General features: G+C 46.4%; 26 protein-coding genes and 3 pseudogenes. 15 read left to right on the top strand and 14 right to left on the bottom strand.

All coding sequences use genetic code 11. The features are described from left to right. Positions 1–130 precede the first annotated feature (130 nt). The 3 genes from TZ48_RS18130 to TZ48_RS18140 all read right to left on the bottom strand — a co-directional run bounded on the left by TZ48_RS18130 (position 131) and on the right by TZ48_RS18140 (position 3,317). On the bottom strand, positions 131–1,498 hold the full coding sequence (locus TZ48_RS18130) for an L-cystine transporter (protein WP_112480173.1): 1,368 nt from the start codon (positions 1,496–1,498) through the stop codon (positions 131–133). Positions 1,499–1,663: 165 nt separating this feature from the next. After that, positions 1,664–2,347 carry a Rossmann-fold NAD(P)-binding domain-containing protein gene (locus TZ48_RS18135; RefSeq protein ID WP_112480174.1) on the bottom strand — a complete coding sequence of 228 codons (684 nt, stop codon included), beginning with the start codon at positions 2,345–2,347 and terminating at the stop codon, positions 1,664–1,666. A gap of 85 nt (positions 2,348–2,432) precedes the next feature. After that, positions 2,433–3,317, bottom strand: a complete 885-nt coding sequence (locus TZ48_RS18140; protein ID WP_112480175.1) for a sigma-70 family RNA polymerase sigma factor — start codon at positions 3,315–3,317, stop codon at positions 2,433–2,435. A gap of 731 nt (positions 3,318–4,048) precedes the next feature. On the opposite strand from TZ48_RS18140, the gene TZ48_RS18145 reads away from it, so the two are divergent. The 9 genes and pseudogenes from TZ48_RS18145 (at position 4,049) to btuD (ending at position 12,590) form a co-directional block, all read left to right on the top strand. Then, positions 4,049–4,339 (top strand): hypothetical protein, encoded by a 291-nt coding sequence (locus TZ48_RS18145; protein WP_112480176.1) that lies wholly within the window; start codon positions 4,049–4,051, stop codon positions 4,337–4,339. Positions 4,340–4,619: 280 nt separating this feature from the next. Beyond that, positions 4,620–5,648 carry a nicotinate-nucleotide--dimethylbenzimidazole phosphoribosyltransferase gene (cobT, locus tag TZ48_RS18150; RefSeq protein WP_112480195.1) on the top strand — a complete coding sequence of 343 codons (1,029 nt, stop codon included), beginning with the start codon at positions 4,620–4,622 and terminating at the stop codon, positions 5,646–5,648. After that, positions 5,645–6,427: an adenosylcobinamide-GDP ribazoletransferase gene (locus tag TZ48_RS18155; protein ID WP_112480177.1), complete on the top strand. Its 783-nt coding sequence runs from the start codon at positions 5,645–5,647 to the stop codon at positions 6,425–6,427. Before cobT ends, TZ48_RS18155 begins: the two co-directional genes overlap by 4 nt. Positions 6,428–6,437: 10 nt before the next feature. After that, the gene (gene cobU / locus TZ48_RS18160) at positions 6,438–7,004 is read left to right on the top strand and encodes a bifunctional adenosylcobinamide kinase/adenosylcobinamide-phosphate guanylyltransferase (protein WP_112480178.1); all 567 of its coding nucleotides are present in this window, start codon (positions 6,438–6,440) and stop codon (positions 7,002–7,004) included. Further along, complete coding sequence (locus TZ48_RS18165) at positions 7,001–7,624, top strand: histidine phosphatase family protein (protein ID WP_112480179.1); 624 nt, start codon at positions 7,001–7,003, stop codon at positions 7,622–7,624. Before cobU ends, TZ48_RS18165 begins: the two co-directional genes overlap by 4 nt. Before the next feature lie 147 nt (positions 7,625–7,771). Further along, positions 7,772–9,571: a M3 family oligoendopeptidase gene (locus TZ48_RS18170; protein WP_112480180.1), complete on the top strand. Its 1,800-nt coding sequence runs from the start codon at positions 7,772–7,774 to the stop codon at positions 9,569–9,571. Positions 9,572–9,761: 190 nt separating this feature from the next. Continuing rightward, positions 9,762–10,790: a succinylglutamate desuccinylase gene (locus TZ48_RS18175; RefSeq protein WP_112480181.1), complete on the top strand. Its 1,029-nt coding sequence runs from the start codon at positions 9,762–9,764 to the stop codon at positions 10,788–10,790. Between the two features lie 45 nt (positions 10,791–10,835). Next, positions 10,836–11,833 (top strand): annotated as a pseudogene (gene btuC / locus TZ48_RS18180) (vitamin B12 ABC transporter permease BtuC). After that, the gene (gene btuD / locus TZ48_RS18185; RefSeq protein WP_112480182.1) at positions 11,817–12,590 is read left to right on the top strand and encodes a vitamin B12 ABC transporter ATP-binding protein BtuD; all 774 of its coding nucleotides are present in this window, start codon (positions 11,817–11,819) and stop codon (positions 12,588–12,590) included. Before btuC ends, btuD begins: the two are co-directional and overlap by 17 nt. A 74-nt stretch (positions 12,591–12,664) precedes the next feature. Here btuD and TZ48_RS18190 read toward each other — a convergent pair whose 3' ends face one another. From TZ48_RS18190 to TZ48_RS18205, 5 genes and pseudogenes are all read right to left on the bottom strand, one after another. Continuing rightward, entirely contained in the window at positions 12,665–13,237 is a 573-nt protein-coding gene (locus TZ48_RS18190) for a nucleoside triphosphate pyrophosphohydrolase family protein (RefSeq protein ID WP_042499678.1), read from the bottom strand. 357 nt (positions 13,238–13,594) lie between these two features. Next, positions 13,595–13,855: a hypothetical protein gene (locus TZ48_RS18195; RefSeq protein WP_112480183.1), complete on the bottom strand. Its 261-nt coding sequence runs from the start codon at positions 13,853–13,855 to the stop codon at positions 13,595–13,597. 195 nt (positions 13,856–14,050) lie between these two features. After that, a complete protein-coding gene (locus TZ48_RS25390; RefSeq protein ID WP_239670954.1) occupies positions 14,051–14,200 on the bottom strand; it encodes a hypothetical protein in 150 nt (49 codons plus the stop codon). A 123-nt stretch (positions 14,201–14,323) separates the two neighbouring features. Next, a complete protein-coding gene (locus TZ48_RS18200) occupies positions 14,324–14,884 on the bottom strand; it encodes a DUF1415 domain-containing protein (RefSeq protein ID WP_042499681.1) in 561 nt (186 codons plus the stop codon). A gap of 92 nt (positions 14,885–14,976) precedes the next feature. After that, positions 14,977–16,190: pseudogene (locus tag TZ48_RS18205) on the bottom strand (MFS transporter). Positions 16,191–16,295: 105 nt separating this feature from the next. Here TZ48_RS18205 and TZ48_RS18210 point away from each other — a divergent pair. Next, entirely contained in the window at positions 16,296–17,180 is an 885-nt protein-coding gene (locus tag TZ48_RS18210) for a LysR family transcriptional regulator (RefSeq protein ID WP_112480184.1), read from the top strand. On the opposite strand, the gene TZ48_RS18215 is transcribed toward TZ48_RS18210, so the two are convergent. The 4 genes from TZ48_RS18215 to TZ48_RS18230 all read right to left on the bottom strand — a co-directional run bounded on the left by TZ48_RS18215 (position 17,149) and on the right by TZ48_RS18230 (position 19,234). Further along, positions 17,149–17,895 carry a hypothetical protein gene (locus TZ48_RS18215; RefSeq protein ID WP_112480185.1) on the bottom strand — a complete coding sequence of 249 codons (747 nt, stop codon included), beginning with the start codon at positions 17,893–17,895 and terminating at the stop codon, positions 17,149–17,151. The genes TZ48_RS18210 and TZ48_RS18215 overlap by 32 nt on opposite strands. 62 nt (positions 17,896–17,957) lie before the next feature. After that, positions 17,958–18,188, bottom strand: a complete 231-nt coding sequence (locus tag TZ48_RS18220; protein WP_112461130.1) for a glutaredoxin family protein — start codon at positions 18,186–18,188, stop codon at positions 17,958–17,960. Positions 18,189–18,293: 105 nt separating this feature from the next. Continuing rightward, positions 18,294–18,752: a ketopantoate reductase C-terminal domain-containing protein gene (locus TZ48_RS18225; RefSeq protein WP_162674644.1), complete on the bottom strand. Its 459-nt coding sequence runs from the start codon at positions 18,750–18,752 to the stop codon at positions 18,294–18,296. Continuing rightward, complete coding sequence (locus TZ48_RS18230; RefSeq protein WP_112480187.1) at positions 18,713–19,234, bottom strand: 2-dehydropantoate 2-reductase N-terminal domain-containing protein; 522 nt, start codon at positions 19,232–19,234, stop codon at positions 18,713–18,715. Before TZ48_RS18230 ends, TZ48_RS18225 begins: the two co-directional genes overlap by 40 nt. Positions 19,235–19,314: 80 nt before the next feature. Here TZ48_RS18230 and TZ48_RS18235 point away from each other — a divergent pair. After that, a pseudogene (locus tag TZ48_RS18235) lies at positions 19,315–19,804 on the top strand (DMT family transporter). A gap of 13 nt (positions 19,805–19,817) precedes the next feature. Here the strand turns inward: TZ48_RS18235 and TZ48_RS18240 are convergent. Further along, positions 19,818–20,180 (bottom strand): YgiW/YdeI family stress tolerance OB fold protein, encoded by a 363-nt coding sequence (locus TZ48_RS18240; RefSeq protein WP_112480188.1) that lies wholly within the window; start codon positions 20,178–20,180, stop codon positions 19,818–19,820. Between the two features lie 127 nt (positions 20,181–20,307). Continuing rightward, the gene (locus TZ48_RS18245) at positions 20,308–20,496 is read right to left on the bottom strand and encodes a hypothetical protein (protein WP_112461177.1); all 189 of its coding nucleotides are present in this window, start codon (positions 20,494–20,496) and stop codon (positions 20,308–20,310) included. A gap of 562 nt (positions 20,497–21,058) precedes the next feature. On the opposite strand from TZ48_RS18245, the gene TZ48_RS18250 reads away from it, so the two are divergent. From TZ48_RS18250 to TZ48_RS18265, 4 genes are all read left to right on the top strand, one after another. After that, positions 21,059–22,291 carry a DUF819 family protein gene (locus TZ48_RS18250; RefSeq protein WP_042499726.1) on the top strand — a complete coding sequence of 411 codons (1,233 nt, stop codon included), beginning with the start codon at positions 21,059–21,061 and terminating at the stop codon, positions 22,289–22,291. Positions 22,292–22,501: 210 nt separating this feature from the next. Further along, a complete protein-coding gene (locus tag TZ48_RS18255; RefSeq protein WP_338062285.1) occupies positions 22,502–23,662 on the top strand; it encodes a phosphoserine transaminase in 1,161 nt (386 codons plus the stop codon). Between the two features lie 39 nt (positions 23,663–23,701). Continuing rightward, a complete protein-coding gene (locus TZ48_RS18260) occupies positions 23,702–24,871 on the top strand; it encodes a phosphoglycerate dehydrogenase (RefSeq protein WP_112480189.1) in 1,170 nt (389 codons plus the stop codon). A 157-nt stretch (positions 24,872–25,028) separates the two neighbouring features. Further along, positions 25,029–25,526, top strand: a complete 498-nt coding sequence (locus tag TZ48_RS18265) for a hypothetical protein (RefSeq protein ID WP_112480190.1) — start codon at positions 25,029–25,031, stop codon at positions 25,524–25,526. Positions 25,527–25,606: the final 80 nt, after the last annotated feature.

The raw sequence follows: 25,606 nt of genomic DNA on the forward strand, positions 1-25,606 counted from the left end.
TTCGAATTATAGAAATAACTGAGATGAGATCAAGCTTTATTTCGATTAAAATAGAAATAAAAGATAAGTCATTGAGTGCAAACAAAAACAGCGCCATAAGGCGCTGTTTCATTAGGAAGGTATCGTGAGACTAAACTTTAGCTTCTTCTAGCGAGGCTTCTTTCTTCTTGAGTAGGCGGCTGGTAATAGTACCTGCTGTCATGGCGCCTGATACGTTTAGTGCCGTACGTGCCATATCAATAAGAGGCTCGATTGAGATTAATAGGGCAGCAATGGTGACTGGAAGCCCCATAGCTGGGAGAACAATAAGTGCAGCAAAGGTTGCACCGCCGCCAACGCCAGCAATACCAAATGAGCTGATAGTGATGATAGCAATCAACGAAAGAATGAAGTTAAAGTCCATTGGGTCGATACCAACCGAAGGCGCAACCATGACGGCTAGCATCGCAGGGTAGATACCCGCACAGCCATTTTGGCCGATTGTCGCACCAAATGAAGCTGAAAGGTTAGCAATCGCTGGTGGCACGTTCAGTTTTGTTACCTGAGCTTCTACGTTCAGTGGAATCGTCGCTGCTGAGCTTCGAGATGAGAATGCGAAGGTCAGTACAGGCCAGATCTTCTGGAAGTACTCTTTAGGACTAACGCCAACTAGGGATACCAGTAAACCGTGCACGACAAACATTAGGAAAATAGCAAGGTAAGATGCAACGATGAAACCGAGCAGGTTAAGAATATCGCCAGCACTTGAAGTTGCTACAACTTTTGCCATTAGAGCTGCGATGCCGTATGGCGTTAGAGCCATGATCATCTTAACCAGGCGCATAACGATAGACTGAGTTGCTTCAACAAAGGTACGAATCGGTGATTCTAGTTCTTCTTTCTCGGCCATCACTTTACGTGCAGCGATGCCTGTTAGTACACCGAAGATAACAACGGCGATAATAGACGTTGAACGTGAGCCAGTCAGATCTGCAAATGGGTTCGTTGGAATGAAGCTAACCAGCATTTGTGGGATAGTTAGGTCACTTACGCGGTCTACTCGGTTTTCAAGGACGGCAATACGAGCCGTTTCACGAGCACCTTCAGTCAGTCCTTCTGCACTTAGGCCAAATACTTGGGTAACAACAATACCGATAAGGGCAGAGATAGCTGTTGTTGCCAGAAGAATAGATATGGTTAGGCCACTAATTTTGCCCAGTGATCCGCCTTTTTCAAGCTTCACGACCGCTGCAATCATAGAGACTAGGACAAGTGGCATGATGATCATTTTCAGCAGACCAACATAGCCGCGACCGACAACATTGACCCACTCTAGAGTGCCGCCAATAGCTGCATGACCTTCACCAAACAGAAGCTGCAGGCCAAGACCAAATGCGCTACCTAAAACCAATCCAAAAAGAACTAAGCGAGAGAGAGTGTGGTTTTTTTGCTGCTGTCCATACAAGAAATAGAGAATGCCCAAAAATACCGCGAGCGACGCGATAACCGCAATTGACATATAAAGAATCCTTTTTTTCAACTGACGAAGTCCCCACTTAAGGTGTGGGAAATGGAAGTGTGGATGGCTAAAGTAACGCTTGCAGTGCACAGATGACAATAAGTAAAAGTTATTACTTAGAGGTGTAAGTTATATAGAGCGAGATTGTTAGAAATATTTTGCGAGTCAGTTGGCGTATTCGCTTAGTAGATCACGCATGTTTGCTGAGTTGTATGCGACGGACTTGGCGTTGTGAGGTTGTAACACACTGTATAGCATGGCTTTTGCAACCAGCTCTGCCGGGATTGGCGTGAAAGCGCGTAGTCGCCCGACCATAATAGGTGAGATCACCGCGAACAGTTTTTGCACCAGTACTTCGTCGCTGCGAATGTCGACTTCACGCCCGGCTAGTGGGCCAGGTCTGACAAAGACGACATGTTCAAAGCCCATTTGATTGATGCGCTGCTCCACTTTGCCTTTGCATTTTAAGTAGTGGGAGAGTGAGCGAGGTGAAGCGCCCAAACTGGACACAACAGCGATACGTTTAACACCAATCATCTTCATGGTTTGAGCAACGTCGCAGACCAAGTCGAGGTCGATCTTCTCTAATGCGGCTTTACTGCCGGCTTTTTTTAATGTGGTACCCAAGCAGATAAAACCAAGGGTTGGCGTAGGGTGGGTATCATCCCAATCGGTGATCCTAAGTGCACCGTCCATGATTTGGTGTGTTTTATGATGGGTACTTTCAAGAGGGGAGCGGCACAATGCGTAAACAGTGTCGATATGCGATGTTTCCTCAAGTAGGGAAAGCAATTTACCACCAACCAGTCCTGAGCTTCCGGCAATAATCGCATTGTAGTTGTGCTGCATAAAAAAGTCCCACTCATCAAGATGTAGTGGGACTATAGTCAAAATCTGGCTAACGTGTTGTGATTACATAGACATATAGATAAAGCTAATCAATTTCCGCCGCCGTTAGATCTTGCTTTCTTAACTTCTCTCGAAGCGTTTCCATTGCTACTTTCTGAATTTGTCGTACGCGTTCTCGAGTTACTCCGACAATACTACCGACTTCTTCGAGTGTTTTAGGCTCATCATCAAGAAGGCCGAAGCGATGGTAGAGAATGGTCTTATGTTTATCTGGCAAGCCATCAACTAAGCTGACCAATTCCTTGTTTAAATTCTGTGTGACAATGTCACGTTCTGGTAGTTCGAACACATCATCATCGTCGATCGTTTGCAGGTGATCTTTCTTATCGCCATCGTCATCCCAACCATTATCGAGGGACAGTGACTGCTCTGATAGCTTAAGTAACTTACTTACCTCGTCTGCAGAGCGGCCAGTTTTCTCTGCAATTTCTGCAAAGGTAGGCTCATGTTTGCCTTCTCTTCGTAGTTGATGGGCGGCCTTGCTGCATTCGCGAATTTGTTTGGTTACATGAACGGGAACGCGGATAGTGCGTCCTTGGTTCATAATAGCGCGGTCTATCGCTTGCTGGATCCACCAAACCGCATAAGTTGAAAAGCGGTAGCCAAGCTCCGGATCAAATTTGTCGACAGCCTGAATGAGGCCAATGTTGCCTTCGTTAATAAGGTCATAAAAGTCGAGTCCGCGATTGGCGTAGCGCTTTGCGGTTTTAATCACCAAGCGTAAGTTGGCGTTAATCAAACGCTGCCTCGCTTCAACATCGCCCGTGCGGGCTTTGCGAGCTATTAGCCTTTCTTCTTCGGCGGTGAGCAGGTTGTGACTAGATACCTGTTTAAAGTAACTAGTACCAATATTGGCAGTATCATCCTTGTATGTGGAGCTTTGTTGAGCACGGTTTACTTCAAGTTTCAAATTAACCCCTTACCAACTGCATCATTGGCTTATTATTAGTTTTATAATTTATGTGAATGTAAGCTCACACTCACTCCATAAATTACTATAACTTCATAACAATGAACAGCGTACGTTTACTAGAAACTTAAACATACCAATAACATTATTGTTTTTTGATTCGAAGGATAGTTAGACAGAAGTAGAAAATAATAATCGTTCGTATATAAATCGTAATTTATAGAGATCAGAGCTGTGGTCCGTATCATATTGAAATAACTGGTTATTAGTCTTTTTATAAAGTCGCATGCATTCGTCAATGAATCTGGACGGTAATTAATGATGTTCTTGTAAACCTATATTAATTTTAAAAGTTTACAGGTGGTTGTGTTGCGTCTTGAAAGAAGGGGCTGTTAGTCCACTGAGCATGTTTGGAGTGATCTACTGTGATATTCCACATCGAATGGTGTTTTTAAACGATATATCACGAAAATTAGTGATTTTGGCTGTAGTCGATGTGATTGTTTGTTTTTGTGACTTTTACTCCAAAAATAGATGTAACCTAGGCTATGTTGCGCAAAATTTTTACAGAATTGTTACAGGTGAGGTGTCTTTTATAAACTCATGCTTTGCCATGAAAATACGAGTGTTTTATCATTTTTACACAATAGCTCGTGCTATTAACACATTTCATTAAACTATAGTCTAAGATAACGTTAAGAATTATAAAATATTAGTTTGGACACAACAGAATGAATACAGAACTCAAACAAAAAATTGAAGAACTATTGTTGCTCGCCAAATCTCAGGGTGTTTCTATTATTGGAGTTGTTGATACTCCTGGCAGCGATGATTGTCGTATTTTTAAATCTATCGAAGTAGACTGCAAAGCAGGTACTCGCAACTTGGACAGTTTGCTAATGGGGCAGCACTGTAAGGCGGATAAGGCGTGCTGCCAATCATGTAATTTGGCTAAACCAAGAGTCTCTGATGATGGCTTGGCGATGCTGTTCTCTGAACTACGTGAAGAAGAAACGGTTTAGTCATTGTTGACACTTTCTATAAAACTAGGCTGCAAACCATGATGTCGGGGCATGAGTTCTCTTATACATACCTGTGTTGGCGGCCTATCTTTCTAACTCCTGTGATCCAATTTCCTACTGTTGGTGATTATTAAAATTATTCATGTACTTAGTTGGCCAGATTCGGTTGGTTTGAGAACGTGACACGCGTACACTGTCCTCAAACGACTTTTAGACTAAGCAAGAGTTGTACGAGTTTAAAACAGGCTCTGCTCTATACCAACATAGCGAAATGGACACCATGCTAAGCAATCAATTTGACCCTCAGATTCAAAATCACATCGATCAAAAAACGAAACCTCTCGGTGCTCTCGGTGAGCTAGAACATGTTGCCGCGCAGCTCGCCAAAATTCAAAGTCACGCCCGTGGCCAATTTGTAAATAAAATTGCCCTGCCTAACCCTAAGGTTGTCGTGTTCGCAGGCGATCACGGCATCGCAGAGCAGGGTGTGAGTATTGCGCCCAGTGCGGTGACGCAGCAAATGGTGACAAACTTCCTTGCTGGCGGAGCTGCGATTAACTGTTTTTGTCGAGCGAACGACATTGATTTTCAAGTGGTCGACTGCGGCATGCTAGCACCTATTGAAACCCAATCTTCTCAGTTATTACTTAGTCGTCTTGGTTGTGGAACCACGGACTTTTCAACTCAGCCAGCAATGAGCGCATCGCAGCTTTCTCAAGGTATAGAGGGTGGACGCGAGATCGTGAATCAGTGCGTGGCGGACGGAGCTGATTTATTGATTTTTGGCGAGATGGGGATTGGCAATACCAGCTCAGCATCCGCTCTGCTTTCCGCGTTGACCGATCTTTCAGTGGTAGAAAGTGTTGGCCTTGGTACCGGTATCAATCCAGAACAACTATCGAGAAAGACGGCTTTGGTTGAACAAGCGCTATCTCGCTTTGATGAGCGAGATGTGATGTCGGTTCTGGCGCAGCTAGGCGGATTTGAAATTGTTCATATGGTTGGTGCGTTTTTGCAAGCAAGTAAGCAGCAAGTTCCTGTACTTGTCGATGGCTTTATTGTCTCAGTTGCCGCGCTAGCCGCATGCAAGCTTGAACCAGCAGTACGTGACTATTTGATTTTCTCTCATGTCTCGAATGAAGGTGCACATCGGTTTGTTTTGGATGAGCTTAACGCAGCACCGCTACTGGATTTGTCTTTGCGTCTAGGTGAGGGCACTGGTGCAGCATTGGCGCTGCCCCTCATTCGTTGCGCGGTTGAGTTTTACAATGAAATGGCGAGCTTTGAGAGTGCTGGAGTAACGGTGTGAGTGGGCAAGTCTCGTTTTGGCGCTATCAGTGGCAACTGTTCTGTTTGGCGCTGAGTTTTTTCTCAAGACTGCCGATACCCGCTAGTACCCCATATTCTGCTGAAAGAATGAATCGATCTGGGCGTTATTTCGCTTTGGTTGGCGTGTTATTGGGGGCTTTGTGCGGTGGGCTTTTCACGGTTGTTGATGGGCTTTTGCCGACCAGTATCGCAGTCGTTATCACCATGGTGTTTAGCCTGCTGCTCACTGGTGCGTTTCACGAAGATGGTCTCGCAGACATGGCCGATGGTATTGGTGGAGGGATGACCCAAGAGCGCCGTCTAGAGATCATGAAAGACAGCCGTCTCGGCACTTACGGTGTGGCGACCTTAGTCATGGCTCTGCTTTTGAAATATGCCGTCTTGGTCGAGCTGTCCGCACAAGTTAACCTATTTGCTGTTTTCGTTATCGGATACGCGTTCAGTCGTGCCGTCGCCGCTTCGCTTATTTCCGCGATGCCTTACGTGTCCGACCCTAAAGGGAGCAAGAGTAAACCCCTTGCCAATACACAGACTCCCGGCGAACTGGTATTTTTGGCACTGTGTGGGGTGCTGCCTGCCTTGATGTACGACATGACGTTGGCGGCGAGCCTGATTGCTTTTGCCTTGGTATTTCGCATCGTATTTACTAAATGGCTTTTGGCACGTTTAGGTGGTTTTACGGGTGACTGCTTGGGTGCAGCGCAGCAGTTGGTTGAGCTAATGACTTACGTGCTCATGTTAATGGTTTTTTTGGGGTAGTGAGATAGCGATGACGGTGGAGTTAGTCTTGGGCGGTGCCCGTTCTGGTAAGTCGCGCTTTGCTGAGCAAAGAGTTCTCTCATTATGTGAATCGGGTGATCGTGACCAGTGTGTTATGACCAAACATTATTTAGCTACTTCAGAGCCACTGGATGAGGAAATGCAGCGACGCATCGCTCATCATCAGCAGCAGCGCGGTGACGGCTGGACAGAGTGGGAAGTTCCCCTAAAGTTGTCGGCCGAACTGATGACGTTTTCTAATTATGATGTCGTCTTGGTTGAATGCTTAACCTTGTGGCTCAACAATGTCATTTACTATGCACAGCAGAGCGGCGGTGATGTAGAGCAAGAGATTGAGCGTGCCATTGCATCGTTAGTCGAAAGCCTAGAACGTTGTGAAGCCCACATTATACTGGTATCCAACGAAGTTGGCCTTGGTGTGGTGCCGTTGGGCGAAGTGTCACGTTTGTTTGTCGATAATGCAGGAAGAATGAATCAGCGCGTCGCTGCGATCGCGCAGCAGGTGACTCTGGTGGCGGCTGGATTACCTCTGGTGCTAAAGGGAGCTGCTCAATGAAAGTGAACGTGTTTTTAATGCGCCATGCGAAAGTCGATGGTGCCGCTGCCCTTTATGGCCATACTGATGTCGGTATTAAGGCTGAACATAATAGTCAGGCGCTCCAAGCTTTATTGAGTGAGTCCCTTGATATAAACCGGGTGGTCAGTTCGCCACTGTCCCGATGCATGAGCCTTGCAGAGCCTTTTAGTGAACAATCTGGTATTGAACTTAACATTGAACCCGCATTCGCTGAAATGAATTTCGGTGATTTCGATGGTGTACCTTTTGACCGTATGTCAAAAGAAGAGTGGCAAACGCTAGAGCCGTTCTGGACAACGCCTGTTACGTGCCAGTTACCCAATGCAGAAACGCTTGAAGATTTTCACCTGAGAGTGAGCAGGGCTTGGCATCGGCTCCTTCAAACCCATCAACATACCCTTCTTTTTTGTCACGGCGGGGTCATTCGCCAAATTCTAGCGAATGTCCTCGACCTCGATTGGCGCAATCCGAAGCTTTATGCGGCGCTTGCGATCGGTAATGCGACCGTGACACAGCTGCAGTTTGATTCGCGCTATCCTTCGATGATAAGCGTTAAGGTGATTGGGCAGCCGATATCTTCTTTTACCTTGATAGATTGAATCTTAGGCCACCCTGTCTCACGCCACACGACGTTCCTAACTGATTGAAAATTATTAAGCATTGATAATTGGTGTATCTGTCTCCATATTAGTTCGTATATGTATTGCTATATGCACAGTCACATAACGATCTACTAGGGAAAGCTTATGAAAAACGCGGTTTGGGATTTGTCGATTGCCTATCAAGGATTAAATGACCCCAAGGTTGAACAAGACATTGAGCTGATTCAACGCTCGATTTCATTACTGACTCATCATCAAGAAGAACGTCAGCACGTGGTTGCGATGCAAAACGCGATTCAGACCATGGAAGCGGCAAGCACCTTGCTCAATACGGTAAGCACACTGGCCAACTGCCATGCCTCGACCAATGCCCAAAACACGCAAGCTAAACAGCTAATTGGTCGTTTGTCTCAATTGAGCTCGGAGCTGGAACAAGCATTCAGTCCTTATGAAAATGTTTTGGCCTTTGCCGACGTCGCTTTTATTCAGCAAGTCCTCGAACACGACAACCCCTCGGTAGCGGGACAAGGTTTTCAAATCGAGCTCCTCCAGCGCAAAGCACAGACTCAACTCAGCATTGCTGAAGAGCAGTTGCTGTCAGCGATGCAGGTTGATGGTCGCGATGCGTGGGGACGTCTCTATGACAACATTACTGGTTCATTAAGCATCACGATTGAAACTGAGCAGGGCACTGAAACACTGGGTTTCTCAGCGGCAGCAAGCCTTTTATATGGCGGTGAGTTTGCAAAGCAAGAGGCGGCTTGGAAAGGGATTCAAGCGGCAATGAAGGCGAACGACACTTCTTTTGCAGCCATCGTGAATGCGCTTGCCGGCTGGCGTCATAATGAGGGGAAAAAGCGCTCTCATAACAGCGAAGAGCACTTTCTCGACCCAAGTCTCAGAGCGAATCGCATTCAACGTGAGACTCTAGAAGCCATGATGTCGGTGGCAAAAAGCCATCGTGCTATTGGGCAAAAAGCCGGTAAGCTGATGGCGAAAGTCCATGGCCTGCCAAGTATGACGCCATGGAACCATCTCGCTGCTATGCCGCCATTAGGCAACGGGGAAGCCAAAGTATACGAGTTTGCAGAAGGCATTGAAGTGATCAAATCTGCCTTTGAGCAAGTGAACCCAGAGATGGCTGCGTTTGTACAAACGATGGTCGATAACGGTTGGATAGATGCTGAGCCATCAGAAAACCGTCGCCTTGGCGCTTACTGCACGCAACTAGCTGCGACTCGTACACCTCTTGTATTCATGACTTGGGGCGGTAGCCGCTCTGACCTATTGACGCTCGCTCACGAACTTGGCCATGCATTCCACAATTGGGTGATGCGTGATCTGCCGCTATGTCGCACTAGCTATCCAATGACACTTGCAGAAACTGCGTCTATCTTTGCTGAAAATATCGTGCGCGATTATTTATTGGAACAAGCAAAAACCAGTGAAGAAAAGCTGGAGATGTTGTGGGAAGAGCTGTCGTCCGCTTACGCACTCACCATCAATATTCCGGTTCGTTTTGAGTTTGAAAAAGCGTTCTATCAAGCGCGTCAAGAGAGTGAGCTTGATGCAGACCAGCTATGTGAGTTGATGTCGACAACATGGGCAGAATGGTACGGTGACTCAATGGAGGGTACAGACCCTTATTTCTGGGCGAGTAAACTGCACTTTAGCATCTCTGAACTGAGCTTCTACAATTATCCGTACTTATTTGGCTACTTGTTTAGTCAGGGAGTGTATGCCCAGCGTGAGCAAAAAGGAGCGTCTTTCTATCCTGATTACGTGGCGCTACTTCGAGATACGGGTTCGCATCTTGCGGAAGATGTGGTGTTCAAACACATGAACAAAGATCTTACGCAAGCGGAGTTTTGGGAACAAGGCATGCAAAGCTTATCTATGAAGGTTGATGAGTTTGAAGCACTTCTCAACGAAATTGGTCGATAGCACTGCTTTGCCCTCACCAGTATTATGGTTTTACTGCTGGAGGGGCAAACTGGCTTTAAGTGGTCTGTTTTTTGAACAGTTTGGAGTTTTTCTCCCCAAGTAACGCGACTTACTTCGATAAACGCGATCATATTCGTATAATTTTCTCTCTTGTTTCATTACCATACCGCTGTTAGATAGGGAGCAGCGCATGACGAAATCGTTTTTTCGCCAGTCATTTCTAAAAGATACTTTAGAAACCGAAACTGAATTCACCGAAATATCAAAAACTACCGACGACGGAATAAAGCTCGATCACCGCTATCGTGGTGTCTTGGAAGTCACACCTCGCGAACTTGACGAGGAGAGTGAGCACATCATCATTTCCTGTGGGGTCCACGGTGATGAGACTGCGCCAATGGAGTTGGTTGATAAAATCGTTGACGATATTGAATCAGGTTTTTTAAAGCTCAAGGCGCGCTGTTTGTTTATCATCGCACACCCAGAAGCGACTAACCGTCACACGCGTTTTATCGATGAGAATCTGAACCGTCTTTTCGGTAATAAAGAGGGCTCTGTGAACCGCGAAGTCGCGATAGCCAAGCACCTTAAAAAGCTTGTGAACGACTTCTATCAAGATACGGCCGTTGAGCGTCGTTGGCACCTTGATCTGCACTGTGCTATCCGTGAGTCCAAGCACTATTCTTTTGTGGTGAGCCCTAAGACGCGCCATGCCGTGCGCAGCAAAGCCTTGTTTGACTATGTATCTAGCGCCCATATGGACGCTGTGCTGCTGTCTAATGCTCCGTCTAGTACCTTCAGTTGGTTCTCCGCTGAGAACTACGGTGCACAGGCGCTGACAATGGAACTAGGTCGCGTGGCTCGCATTGGCGAGAACGATCTGACCAAGCTGCTAGCCTTTGATTTAGCCACCCGAGACTTGCTGGCTGCTGAGAAACCTGAACACTTGGCAAAAACGCCGATCATCTATCGCGTTTCTCGCACTGTTGTTCGTCACCATGAGGACTTCGACTTCTTGTTTGACGATGATGTTGAGAACTTCACTGAGTTTAAACACGGAGAAGTGTTCGGTCATGATGGTGATAAGCCGTTGATGGCGAAAAACGATCATGAAGCCATCGTATTCCCAAATCGTAAAGTAGTGATAGGGCAAAGAGCGGCTCTCATGGTGGTTAAAGTGGCAACTCGCTATGAGGATGACCAACTGGTCTACGATTAATAGAAAATCAGTGGCGTTCTTGAGCGCGACTGTTATGCTCCTCTAATGGAATTCAATCAGTTACTGAATCAAAACCAAAGACGCTGGCACATCCTAATGATAGTGATGTCAGGCGTCTTATTTACTTGCGCGCTACTTCACCTCTCTGTTGGCGAAGTATTCATCAATCCTTTTTCTCCGCAATCTGCGCTAGAGTCCCGTCTTCTTTATGATCTGCGTATGCCTAGGCTATTTGCCGCAGCTGCGATTGGTGCTGCGCTGGCGCTGTCTGGTGCTTCGCTTCAAGTTTTATTGGGCAATGTACTGGCCGAGCCGGGCGTGCTCGGTATTTCCGGTGGTGCCAGTTTAGGCATGGTGCTGATACTGTTTGCTTTCCCTGCTGCTGCGACGCCATTAGGATTTATGCTCGCCGGCGTGCTCGGGGCGCTTGGCTTTACACTTATTTTAGTCTCGATGGCAAAAACGCTGCGACTGACTACGACTCGCTTACTGTTAGTCGGGGTGGCATTAGGTATTTTGTCCGGCGCTGTGGTGACGTGGGCGTTTTATTTTAGTGATGATTTGAGCATTCGCCAGCTCATGTATTGGCTCATGGGTAGCGTTGGTGGTGTCAGTTGGTATCAGCACACACTCACCATTGCCATGATTCCAGTGGCTATTTGGCTGTGCAGCAAGGGCACAACGCTCGATAAGCTGATGGTTGGGGAAATCCACGCTAAGCAACTCGGTATCGATGTACTCCGAATTCGCTGGCAGCTAATACTCGCGGTCTCGCTGTTGGTCGGAGGCTCTGTCGCACTCGGTGGCGTTATCAGTTTTGTCGGTTTGGTTGTGCCCATCTATTGCGCTTGGCGTTTGGTACAGAGAATCGATACTTGTTGCCGTTGTCAGCGCTGACCGGGGCGGCTTTGTTAGTGGTCTCCGATATCTTGGCGAGAACGGTGCTAGACTCCGCAGAGTTGCCCGTTGGCGTCATGACGACGACAATCGGTGCTCCAGTGTTTATTTGGATGCTGTTAAGAAACCATGATTCAAGTTCATAACCTCGCCATTGGTACTCGACTTTTGCCCGCTAGCCTTTCATTTCCAGAAGGGCAGCTTACCCATGTCATCGGTCCAAATGGCAGTGGTAAGAGTACGTTGCTTGCTGCCATAGCTGGAGTGCTGAATTATGAAGGTCAGGTGGACATTGCAGGCATGGACTTAGCTGGCATGTCTCTCCCTGATATGGCGACGATACGCGCTTATTTGCCACAGGCTTCGCGTCCTGCGTTTAACATGCCTGTGTATCAGTATCTCTCGCTATCCATTCCCAATGATGAGAATGGCTCCAGAGGAAAGAATGGTGAAGCAACCCTGAACGATGCAATCTCTGATATCACCGCTCTTTTGAAGCTCGATACCATGCTGTCGAGAACGGTGCATCATTTATCGGGTGGTGAGTGGCAGCGAGTCAGACTCGCTGCATGTTGCTTGCAGATCTGGCGCCCATTGAACCCTCATTCTAAAGTCTTGATTCTTGATGAGCCGGCGGCGCCACTGGATGTTGGGCAAGAGAAATACCTCAATCAGTTGATTGAGCTAGTGACGTCGCAAGGGCTTTCAGTCGTGGTAGCAAACCATGATTTAAATACCACGCTAAGACGTGCGGATCATGTGGTGATGCTCAACAATGGTGTCGTTGAAGCCGTCGGGACGGGCGATGAAGTATTGACGCCGGAGAATATTGAGTCCGTGTATCAAACCTCGGTCAGCAAGATAGAAGTGAACGGCAAGCCGTTATTGATCTTCAATGAATGAAGCTAAAATTTAAGTGATTGGAAAATCGATACGATGAAAAAAGGCCTCTGATGAGGCCGTTTTTTTAAAAGGTTTTATACAAGCGGTGATAAGTCCGCAGGGCGGTAGTAGACCGACTTTAGCACTTTACCTTTACGGATAGTCTTCGCTTCTGAAACGAAGTCTTCTGCGCATTTAGCGATAATGTATTCGCCCTTAGTCACAGCCATCAGCTTGATGCCTTGCTCAGCGTAGTGCGCTTCGGTTTCTTGGTACTCTTTTTCGTTGCGGCACACTTTACTCATGTTGCTGGAGTGAATTTCATCCCAGCATTTGATGAAGTCGATGTCGCGGTTTGCTGCAACGTGCAGAAGCAGTTCAATCAGGTAGCTGATCGCAACGTTGTCTTCTACTTTGCTGTCGCCAAGATGAACCAAACGACCCATCAAAACATACACTGAATCGATGATTGCGTCCGCTTGTTCAACTTTCGAGTCCGCTTCAGCAAGTTCTGTCATTTCCTCGATAGCCAGTGAGCTATGTAGCGTGTCTGCTGCATCATCTAGTGAGCTAGCATCATTGACTGGCAGATCAAACGTAGTACGGAACTCGGTGATATCGCGGTATAGGTGATCAAAGATCGGTTGGGTAAGTTTGGTTAGTTTCATCGATTTTGCTGCTTGATAATTGGTGATGAGATCCTATCAGAGCAGAGGTTCATGCGCTACACCGATGGTCATTTTCTTGAGACGCGAATATCGACTGACGCTCACTCTTTTACTCTGATATTGTTTTTAGGCGGGAATAAAGGTAGCATTCTTACACAATTCAATTGGTTGACTGAATTGTTGATATCGCCAAATCATCAATTTTGGGTGATGACCTAAGCGTTTGTGTCATCATGCCAACAGTTTCAAAGAGTACACGTACTTTTTGGAAAACGTCGTTTCGGATTAGGGTCCCGAGTCGTCGTATTTAAACGCCACCTTTCGGGGTGGCCTTTTAACCGTTTAGAGTTCTTGGAACTAGTTTTCTTGGAACTGATGATAAAACGTATCAAACTGTCCCCACATCTCAAGCAGCTGTCCAACGTAACGAGTATCGATAAACTTACTGTCGATATGATTGCGACCTTCCATAATCACTAAGTAGTGTAGGGTTACTTCTGAAGCACTGGGTATCTTATCCCAAATTTCGACTGCGTGTGTTGCAGAGGGTGCCTGATAATTTGCTAGCTCGACACCCGTTTTGCCAACGTTAGTAAATATTGTGAGCGCCAGACTCATTGCGTCTTCTTATTTCTTGGTGTTTTTTATTCATCAAGGTTATCAATCAGGGCATAATTGTGGAAGTAAAGGAATGTAAGAATTTCATCAAATCCCCACACTTAAGCTGTTTTTGCTTGGGTGTAGGGAGGCTCTTGGGAATAACGGCGTAGAGTGCAGAGCAAATAGTGGGTTTGTTGTTTGCTCTGTGGGTGGTTACTCAGGACTTGCTTGCGTAGCGACTGTTTGTGAAGCGACAACTTGCTGTTCAGCCGCTTGACTGTGGTCGTACTGATCGATGACATCATAAATAACGACATAGCCGACCAAAAGGCAAAGCGGGATAAATTTGAACCAAGATTTCATAGTGATGCTCTCAATAGGTGAATGTCGATACCTTAGCAGCGCCACGTGCTATTGAGTATCTACATTATCGCAACCTAATATTGAGCCGATCTATTGCTGTTACCCCGTTATACAGTGGATGACTTAAGAGAAAAGGTACGGGAACAAGCGCTTTCTCTCATGCTCATCAAGTTCACTGACTCTCGCAATGTTGTTGTCCGGAATGGCTTCTGGATCGGGGTAGTGCTTAAGAACACGCTCCATGCTCTCTTCACGGATAAGGTGAAATATTGGGTAGGGAGAGCGATTGGTCAGATTTTCCGGATCTTCAGGCTCCGCGCCGCCGAAGCAATAGTTTGGATGGAAGGTCGCTACCTGATAAATGCCTTCCCAGTCATTTTGCTTAATGAGAGCTTCGACCCAGTCAATGAAGAAGTTGTAGTCCACAAAGTCATGCAGCATCTTAGGAACAACCACGAGTGTGGTTTCAAGATCTTTCGCATCGGTTTGTTCAAGCAGCATGAGCTCACTGAGAATATCTTCAAGTAGGCCTTCTTCTTTGTCAGCAAGGCTAACAAAGGTCTTAATCTGCTTATTGCGCTCTGGCTTGGCTGCGAATGGACATAGGTTTAAACCAATGACCACATCCTTGAGCCATTGCTGAACTTGTTGTTCGATCTTTACTACTTCTTCACGTAACGACATAACATTTACCACATTTAACACAATGGCAATTATATGCTGCTATGGCGGCGATAGCGAACGTTAATGTTACTGTTTAGCCCTTACTTCACTGACTAGAAGGGGTGATTAATGGGCTTATCGGCATGCGCGCTACGCTGGTCGATATGATAAAGCTTGTAGCAAAGTCCAAATAACGCGGCATAAAGTAATGCGCCACCTTCAACAACACCCGGCCATCGACCTACCTGCCAACAATAGAGTAAGAAAAACCCACCTAGACTACCGCCAATGTAGTAGTGCACCAGATAGAGAGCAGTGGCAGTCGCTTTTGCTTGTGTCGCTTTTTGGCTTACCCATGCATAGGCTAGGGTATGCGTGAAGAATGCGCCGCCACTGATAAGTAGTAGTCCGAGTAGCATCATAGGGATGGATTCAAATAAGGCGACCAGCATACCCAGTAGGCTCAATAAGGTTCCAAATACCATGCCCGGAATCGGTGGATATCTTTTGCGCCAATTGGCACTGAGTTTGGATGACAGTGTGCCCGCCAAATAGCATAGGAATATAAGTGAGCTAAGCGCAATGGGTAGGTTGTGCGGAGCTTCGACCAAGCGAAATCCCATCACTGAGTAGAGGTTCACGAACAGCGCGAAGTTAATGCCGCCAATGAGCATCGCCACCCATACCGTTGGGTTTGAGATGTGTGTGACCAAACTGCGGTTGTGATGGTAGAACAGCCCTCGAGCAGGTTTAAAGTGCTGCTGTTTAGGTAGCATCGCGATGACCAGCAAAGCGGAAATCAATGTAAAAGTGGCGATAACAAACACCGCCGTTTTCCAGTCAAAATAGTCGGTCAACACCCCACCTGCGACACGCCCAGCAATGCCACCTAAAGAATTTGCAGCAATATAGCCGCCAATTGCTTTAGTGAACGCATCGGGAGACAGTTCTTCTACCATATAGCGACGGCAACAGAGGCAAATGCCGCTAGCCCAACGCCCATCGCCGCTCTCAATAAGACAATGGCGGTTAAGCTGTCGGTTAACATCATCGTATAGCCGATGACAGGAAGCGATATCAAGCCACCAATCATCACAGCACGGCGGCCAACACTTTCTGACGTGATTGCCCAAGGAACCAAACATAGAGATAGTGCGAGAGTCGAGGCAGCAAATACCCAGTTGATTTCCGTTTCAGACACCTCGAAGTGGCGACTTAACTGAGGCAAGATCGGCTGAAACACATAAAGATTGCAAAACACCAAAAACGAGCCCAACGCGAGCGCGAGGGTAATACGTCGATATTGAGGAGAGTGCAATTCAATCACGGTAAAGCCTTACTACAAAAATGGTTAACTATGTGATCAAACTAGCATTGCTATTTTGATTAATGAAATATATTAAAAATATGGTTTGAATATATTTTATTAATAATGGATGTTAAGCAGCTCACCCACTTTCTTGCGGTGGTCGACCACCAAAATTTTACCCGAGCCGCGCAAGCCGTAATGATTGCGCAGCCTGCGTTGAGCATTTCTATCCGTAAATTCGAGCAGCAGCTTGGTATCCAACTATTCACTCGAATCGATAAACAAGTGCGTCTTACGCAAGAAGGGCGAGCACTTGAGCCCCACGCTCGCAAGGTGTTGCAGCAAATAGAGGATGCCAAGCTTGCTGTGGACGAAATGAAAGGTCTGCTAAAAGGAGAAGTGCGCCTAGGGACGCCTAGCATGATGGGTTCGTACTTTTTCCCGGAAATCGTGATGGCGTTTAAGAGTGCTTATCCCCACCTCAAAATGACGGTGGTTGAGGCGGGCACTCAAGACATTCGTCGGATGCTGTTAAGTGGTGAGATCGATCTCGGTGTCATTAGAAACAAAGACGTTCCTAATGATCTCGAAGTGGATCAGATTTTCCGCTCTGAAATGGTGGCTGTCGTTAGCCAACATCATCATTTTGCTAGCCGAGAATCATTGGATTTTGATGAGTTTTTTGATGAAGAGCTGGTGATGTTTAAGCCGGGATATTTTCATCGAGATTTTATTGATGAAGAGCGCAAACGTAGGCAGATAGAGGCCAAGTTCTCATTCGAAACGAATTTGTTGCCCATGATCCTTTCTATTGTGAAACATGAATACGCTATCACTGCCCTCCTTGAATTGGTGACGGAACATGAGCCAGAAGTGAAAGGCATCTCATTTGAACCGCCCGTGTTTGTTGATTTGGCGTTAGCGTGGCGTAAAGATGGGTATTTGTCTCGGGCGGATAGAAGCTTTATCGATTTCATTAAAAAGCAGATGCAGTACAGAGCTGACTAGCCTCTAACCGGCGCAGTGCCGCCTCAATCGGTGTTACTTGATAAGACGTACTACCATTGTGTTTGCTACTGCCGGTAACCAAGCCAACCAAGGTGTTTGTTGTACCTATTTGGCTGATAACAGGCGTGCCTGCGATGAGCTCACTCATTTCGTCGCAGTTGCTCAAGGTGAGCTGTTTCTTTTCATTGGAATCTAGTAGACAGGTTTCTACCGACAGAGCATCGCGAGCCTTATCCCAAACAGCCAGTTGAACAGGCTCCGACCGCCAGCCTTGCTCAGGTATTGCCAATAGTGAATGCAGCTGCTGGTGGCAGCCTAGTTCGGTGTTGACCTCCAAAATTGCCCAATCTTGTTCAGTCGTAACTTGTGCCAACTTGTGATGATCGGTGGTGACAGACACCACATGAGCATAGGTATAGCGTTCATCTTGGGAAAATAACGGCGTAAGTCGAAGATGTCTTAAAGGGTAGAGCGTGGCGTCTGATTTTGAAACCAAGCAGTGAGCTGGGGTTACCAGAGTTTTATTGCCAATTTGAATCGCTAAACAGTCTAACGACGGATCATTGGCCTCATTGAACTGCAACATGTAAAGCCGTTGATTGGCAATTCGAGCTTCATCAAGGGGGAGCGTAGCGCTTGCTAAAGTGCTGGTTAGGGCAATCGTTATTGCGCCTAAGAGACGTGTCAGAAACCGCGTTGGAAAAGAATGGTACATCCAATGCCCCTAGTGACTAGCGAGTTGCTTTTTGAGATAGGGGCAGTATAGGAAATCGTGCGTTAATTGCTGTTATACATTTTCTCAAAATTGTTCGGGTTCCAGCCAATCATATAGCGGTCGCCAATTTTCAGTACAGGTAACGAACGAGCGCCGATAGCGTCGAGCTCTTTACGGCCGCGCTGCATTTTTGCGTTGGTAAGACGATACTTATAGCCTTTGCTGTCAAGGTAGCGTTGGGCATCTTTGCAATGTGGGCATTTGTCTTTAACGTAGAGGACAAGTCGTTTCATGTTGATCGCGCTGTAATGAAAAAGTGGCCGTATGGTACGTAGTTCGACTAAGAACCTCAAGCCACTTTCGAGTTTTAATCGGGTGGTGAATGAACCCGTTTGCGTCTATCGTCCAAATGGGTCTGTGATACGTTTGTTTATAAAACATAGCTGCTGATAAAGCGCGGTTGTCTTTGGCATTGAGGCTCCTCCTTTGTTGGCAAGTTCAATTGCATTCTTGTACATATATTGCAGCTCAAGCTCACGGCCATTGCGCCTGTCTAACAACATACTCGTTAAGTACGGCTTCATTTTAGCGGTATTGCCTAGCATGGTGTCGATGAGTGAGGTGGGGATTTCAGCATCGGTGGTTTGAGCAGCTTGCTGGACTTCTATCATGATGTCTTTGGATAGATTGACGAGTTCTGGGCAGTCCATTATTTGTGCGGTGTCTGAATCAAGTACGGTCGATAAACCATTAAAGGGAACGTTCCAAAGAAGCTTCTTCCATCGAGCATCGATGATCTTTGGGTCGATGTCCACTTCTAAACCGCTATTGGAGAGGTCTTTAGCGAATGACTCCAACGATGCGATTCCATCTTCACCATAAACGCCGATGGTAATTCGGCCATAATCGATGTGGTCGATATGCCTGGTGCGACTTTATTTGAACAGATAAAGCACAAGCCACCACCGACGTAAGGGAGGTTGAACGTCTTGGCCACTTCTTGCTCCGCGCCAATGCCATTTTGCAGCAACATGACTAAGGTGTCTGGCTTTAATAGAGGACGAATAAGTGCTTCGAGTAGGTGATTCTGTGTAGTTTTTAGTGCGACGAGAATAACATCGGCTTTTGGCATATCTGCGGACTTGTCGTAAGCATTGATATCGTTAGCCGTGATGGAGTAGTCACCGTAGTGAGAGTCGACTCTTAGCCCTTGATTACACACATGTTGGTAGTCGCTATTGAAAAGGAAGTGAACATCGTGACCGCCATGATGGAGTCTCGCCCCATAGTAACCACCGATCGCGCCTGTACCAATCACTGCAAATACCTTTTTGCTCATGTTCTGTCCCTGTTTCCAAAATGTGCTCGTACTACTGTACAGGAAAATAGTTGGGAATGAAGTGCTACGCTTGAAAGAGTATGACGATAAGGAAACGAACAGTGGCAAATTTTACTAGTGCAATTCTTGTTTTGCTCAGTGTGGTGGTAGGTACAACGTTAGCGTCACAAGCGGGTGTTAACGCGCAGCTTCGTACCGGTCTAGGGTCGCCGCTTCAGGCCGCATTTATCTCATTTGTGATTGGGACATTGGTATTGGGTACGCTAGTTATGCTAGAAGGCAAGCCTTGGTTTCCAAATGGAACATTAAAAGCGCTTCCTTGGTGGGCGTGGTTAGGAGGATTTTGGGGCGTTTAATATCGCGATGTCGATTTATCTGGCGCCTAAGCTAGGGGCGTTGGCATTAGCGATTTCTATCGTATGTGGCCAAATGATAGCATCACTTATCTATGATCATTACGGATTGTTAGGCTATCCCAAAATAGAACTGTCTCCCCAGCGGGTCGGTGGGGCGATATTAATCGTAATTGGGATGATTTTGGTCGCGAATCATCCCAGTAAAGGCAGTTAAATGATGTTAGGGATTAGCCCGCGATAGCGATACGTTTTACATCAATTTTAGTGTCTTCAAACGCATCTTTATCGACGCTGCCTGTGATAACAACGGTGTCATTTGGTGTGACGTCCACACCACGCCAATCATCGTTGTCGATTTCAATCACTATCGTGTTTTTGCCATCAGTAAACTGATACTTCTCATCGCCTAGTGAGTGAGTAATATTGCCTTTGATCTGGATAGCAGCGTCGTCTTTTGCTTCTAGCGCTTGTGCAACGGTTGTTTGTGCGTTAACAATCGGCCCGTTAAAACCGCCCTGAGCTGGTATAGACTTAGCTGCGGCAAAACCAGACGTTAGGATAAGTGCTGTCGTGATGATGACTTTTTTCATAATAACCTCAATTAGAACATCTTTGTTTAGTTGACGTTGCCAGTATGCGGTTATTGAGATTAACTCACCTTGAAACGAGTATTCACAATGGGTTCATCTTAGCCAGTGCGATGAGTAACACGCTGAGTTAAATGCCGAAATCGTAGCCTTGGTAAATATCGGATAAGGTTTTGGGCTTTTTACTACGTTTTGGCTGCGCTGGGTGATATTGAGTTTCCAGTGCTTCGGCATGAGCTTGCGCGGACTTCATGAATTCAGGATTGGCCATCGCTTTTTTACGCAGCTCGTTGATGCGTTCTAGTCTTTCTTGCAACATAACTACACCTCATGAATTACTGTATGTAAAAACAGTATATGTAGTAACTGTGTAAATATCCAGTATTTAAAGTTAATCTTTGGCGTTTTTGTGTTTAGAAGGGGCGAGAGGGGGAATTCACTCAGTAGGATTGGGCAAAATTTGACTTAACAGTGGCAAAACCTGACTGCGACATGTGATTTAGATCAAACAATTGTGATTGTTTGGGGGACATAATTTGACCGCTTTAACAAAAGTGATGCAGTTAGGTGCACTTGGTTGATTATCGTTTTGTGGTCGTTGATTTTGCGGGTTATCAAGGTGTTAAAATTACAGTTGTTTATGCTAACTCTCTGAAAGAAAACATTAATAGTTAATCAAGGCGTTTTTTTGAACAATGTTTTTCACAAACTATCATTATGGGTGAAGTATTGCTTGGCGTAATAACTGGTTAACTATTCATGCTTATTGCGTAAAGATTGTTAAAATTTGTGACAGGCGAGCGTTGTCGGTATAGTCTCGGCCAACTACGTAAATGTGTCTAATTGTTTCAAGAAGACATCAGTTAAGGAGATTTATCGACATGATCGCTAATGATGCTGTCATTATGGGTTTACTAGCCGTTATCTTAGGCGCTGTTTTTATTACTGAAAGCAGCAGTAATCCGCTATGGAAAAAATTCTATTCCGTCGTCCCTGGCCTGTTGCTGTGTTACTTTCTACCGTCATTGCTCAATACTACTGGTTTGATTGATGGCTCAGCGTCTAACTTGTATTTCGTTGCAAGTCGCTACCTTCTTCCTGGCGCACTCGTTCTGCTCATTGTCTCTGCGGATCTGAAGAAGATTTTTGGTCTAGGTTCTAAAGCCGTCATCATGTTCCTGACTGGCACGCTTGGTATTATCATCGGCGGCCCTGCAGCGATTGTTATTCTCGATTTTATTAACCCTGATCTTGTTTCTGGTGATGTATGGCGCGGCCTAACTACCGTCGCTGGTTCATGGATTGGTGGCGGTGCTAACCAAGCGGCGATGAAAGAAGTATTTGGTGTGGGTGACCAGTTGTTCTCTGCAATGATCACCGTTGACGTTATCTGTGCCAACATTTGGATGGCAATCCTGCTGATTATGGCCGGTCGTCAGAAGAAGATGGACGCGTGGCTAAAAGCAGACACTACATCCATTGATGAGCTTAAAGAGACAGTAGCGAAGTACGAGGAAGAGAACTCTCGTCCAATCACGACAACAGATATGATGAAAGTTGTTGCTATCGCATTTGGTCTAACGGGTTTGGCTCACTTTGGTGCAGACATTATTGCGCCTTGGATTGCGACCAATGCGCCAGAGCTTGAGAAGTACAGTCTGACTTCTGGTTTCTTCTGGCTAATCGTATTAGTGACTACGTTTGCACTTATTGCTTCTACGTTTAAATCTGCGCGCACTCTAGAGCACGCTGGCGCATCAAAAATCGGCTCTGCATTCATCTATATTCTTGTCGCAACCATTGGTATGCAAATGGATGTGACAGCGATTCTTGATAATCCAGGTTACTTCTTCATTGGTATCACTTGGCTGACGATTCACGCGCTGCTAATGATTGGCGTTGCGAAGCTAATTAAAGCGCCGCTGTTCTTTATGGCAGTCGGTAGTCAAGCAAACGTCGGTGGTGCAGCATCAGCGCCTGTGGTTGCAGCTGCTTTCCACCCGTCATTGGCGCCAGTGGGTATCTTGATGGCTGTATTAGGCTATGCGCTCGGTACGTATGGCGCTTATATCTGCGGCATCATTATGCAGGCCGCTGTGGGTGTTGTCGGCTAGTCAACAATCACTTTCAACTAAATGGTAGAAAGCAGTGCCTTTGGGTGCTGCTTTTTTTATGCCCAAAAAACCATTAGTAGCATCGTGTTTTCCCTTTTGTGGGCTTGCGTTTCGACTGTTTTTCAGACAAGGTGTTGAATAGTTATTCAATTAATTACAGGCAGGAAGCCAAATGAAACCGCAAATTAAACCCGCTAATCCCAATTTCTCATCTGGCCTTGCAGCAAGCGCCCGGGTTATCAGCTATCAAGTTTAGATACCGCTTCACTGGGTCGCAGTCACCGTTCATCCTTAGGTAAGGCGGTACTGGCTGAATCTATCGAAAAAACCAAAGCAATTTTAGGCATTCCTGATGACTACCGCGTTGGTATTGTTGCTGGCTCTGACACAGGTGCGATGGAAATGGTGATGTGGTCGATGCTAGGTGCGCGTCCAGTCGATGTTTTTCACTGGGAGTCATTTGGCTCTGGTTGGTTAACCGATATCACTAAGCAGCTTAAGTTAGATAATGTGAACAGTTATCTCGCCGACTACGGGGAGTTGCCAGATTTGTCTTTGGCTAATCCAAACCATGACGCTGTGTTTACTTGGAACGGAACTACGTCTGGTGTAAAAGTCCCCAACGGTGATTGGATTAGTGATGAGCGTGAAGGTTTAACGATTTGTGATGCAACCTCTGCGGTGTTTGCAATGCCAATGCCTTGGGAAAAACTCGATGTAGTGACTTACAGCTGGCAGAAAGTGTTGGGTGGAGAAGGCGGACACGGTGTGATTGTACTGAGTCCAAAAGCAGTAGAACGCCTAGAGAGCTACACGCCTTCATGGCCATTACCAAAGATCTTCCGCATGACGAAAGGCGGCAAGTTAATCGAAGGCATTTTCAAAGGTGCCACTATTAATACGCCTTCTATGCTGTGTGTTGTGGATTACATCGATGCGCTAGATTGGGTCGATGGTATCGGTGGTGTAGACGCGGCAATTGAGAAGTCTCAGGCCAATCTTGCAGTATTGACTAACTTTGTTGAATCACGAGATTGGATTCAGTTCTTAGCGAAAAATCCAGATCAGCGTTCAAACACAAGCGTGTGTTTGACACTAGATGCAACAGAGGAACAGGTGAAGGCGCTGATTAAGCTGCTTGATGAAGAGCAAGTCGCGTATGACATTGGTGCGTATCGTGATGCACCAGCCGGCTTAAGGATATGGCGGGTGCCACGGTCGAGGCTGCGGATATTGAAGCATTGCTGCCTTGGTTGGATTGGGCTTACGCAGAAGTCACTAAATAAAGAACAAAGCACCTGCTTATCAGGTGCTTTGTTGTCTCTGGCACAACATAAAAACGCCAGCATTGGGACGAGTAAAGTGCACTGATGGGTAGAAAAGGATTTTCAACTTAAAGTGGAACCAATAATGAAGCAAATAAAAACCTACAACGCGATTGCCAATAAAGGATTGGATAAGTTTTCTCGTGATAGTTACGAAGTATCAAGCGAGTTTAGTGCGCCAGATGCAATCCTATTGAGAAGTCAAAAACTGCATGATGAACCGATTGCACCCAGTGTTAAAGCCATCGCGCGCTGCGGGGCAGGGGTGAACAACATCCCGATTCAGGCCTGCACCGAAAATGGCATTGTGGTGTTTAACACTCCCGGCGCCAATGCGAATGCCGTGAAAGAGCTGGTACTCACTGGTTTGCTGCTTTCTGCGCGTGATGTTTGCGGCGGCATGCAGTACTCCCAATCTCTCACCGACCTTTCTGATGCTACGGCGATGGACAAGCTGTTAGAAAAAGAGAAAAAGCGTTTCTCTGGCTCTGAGATCAAAGGTAAGACGCTCGGTGTTATTGGCCTAGGTGCAATAGGAGCCTCAGTCGCGAATACGGCGATTGATTTAGGTATGGAAGTGATTGGGTTTGACTCTGCGTTGAGCGTAGAAGCAGCGTGGCGTTTATCAAGCCGTATTCAACGTGCTGAAAACTTACAATCACTGATCAGCAAGTGCGACTTTGTCACCGTACATGTTCCAGCGCTCCCTGCCACTATCGGATTGGTCAGCAGCGAGTTACTGGCTGCGGCCAAACCTGGCCTAGTGCTCCTGAATTTTGCTCGCAAAGAGATCGTCGATACTGATGCGGTCATCACGGCACTTGAAAACGGTCAAGTGGGGCAATATGTGACCGATTTTCCAACGCCATCTTTGATTGGGCGAGAAGGCGTCATTCTGATGCCGCATATCGGCGCCTCAACGGCAGAAGCGGAAGAAAACTGCGCTGTGATGGGGGTGATGCAGCTCATTGATTTTTTGGAGAACGGTAACATTACCAACTCAGTCAACTTTCCCCAGATTACCTTAGAGCGAGCCGAGGGCTACAGGATTACATTTGCTAACGACAACGTTCCTAAAGTGCTGGGTACGGTGCTTTCTCTATTGGCCGATCTCAACATCAACGTGTTGGATATGCTTAACAAGAGTCGTGACGAAGTGGCCTATACCATTTTGGATATCGAGAATCAGCCGACTGACGAGTTGTTATCGGCGATCAGTGGTGTCGAGCATGTGTTTAATGTGAGGGCGCTATAGTTACATGCTGACGTAAGTAAATTTGACGCCCAGCGATGTGTTGTTGTGACGCTGGGCGTTAATGAGAAAGGATTTAATCATATAATTTTGTTATTATTTCCCCATCAAAGGATGTACATAAATCTATGGATGGCACACTCAACAAATAGGTGTTGCTATGCAAACGTATCAAATCGGTTCTTCTCTCGTTGGTTCTTCTTTTTCTGATCAATTGGAGGCATCTCGCACTTCAATGATGACCAACGCGCTTTCTCTCCCTACGTCTGTGTCCGTTGTTGGTGAGCCAATGAATGCTCATAGCGTGGTGGTGTTCTCCTCTCAAGCTTCACTGCACGAACTGGAAATGTTCGCGGCGATTAAGCGTGAATTTTGTGAGTCTTACTCTTTTTTGGATGTGTACTGCGATGCCACGATTGCCGACTTGAGTGTGTCTCGTCAATCGGCGGTAAGTACTCTACCAATGGATGTGAATGCATCACACTGTGAAACAGCACAGCAAGTTTTAGAGCGCTCAATTGGCCGTAATGTGGTGGTTGTCGCTAGTGATAGCAATATTGATTTATGCGTTAAAGCTTGTGAGCTAGAAGGGCTCAACGTAGTCAGCACCGTTGCTCTGTGCACTAAGCGCCCAGATCTGCTGGCTCTGCAGTCATAACACTGCTCTAGCCCTAGCTAACATATTGGATAGTAACAACATCATGACTCAGTTATGGTGTTGTTTTTTTATTTGAGCCA

It is taken from the genome of Vibrio variabilis (assembly GCF_003263785.1).
In the GTDB taxonomy this organism is placed as follows: Bacteria; Pseudomonadota; Gammaproteobacteria; order Enterobacterales; family Vibrionaceae; genus Vibrio; species Vibrio variabilis.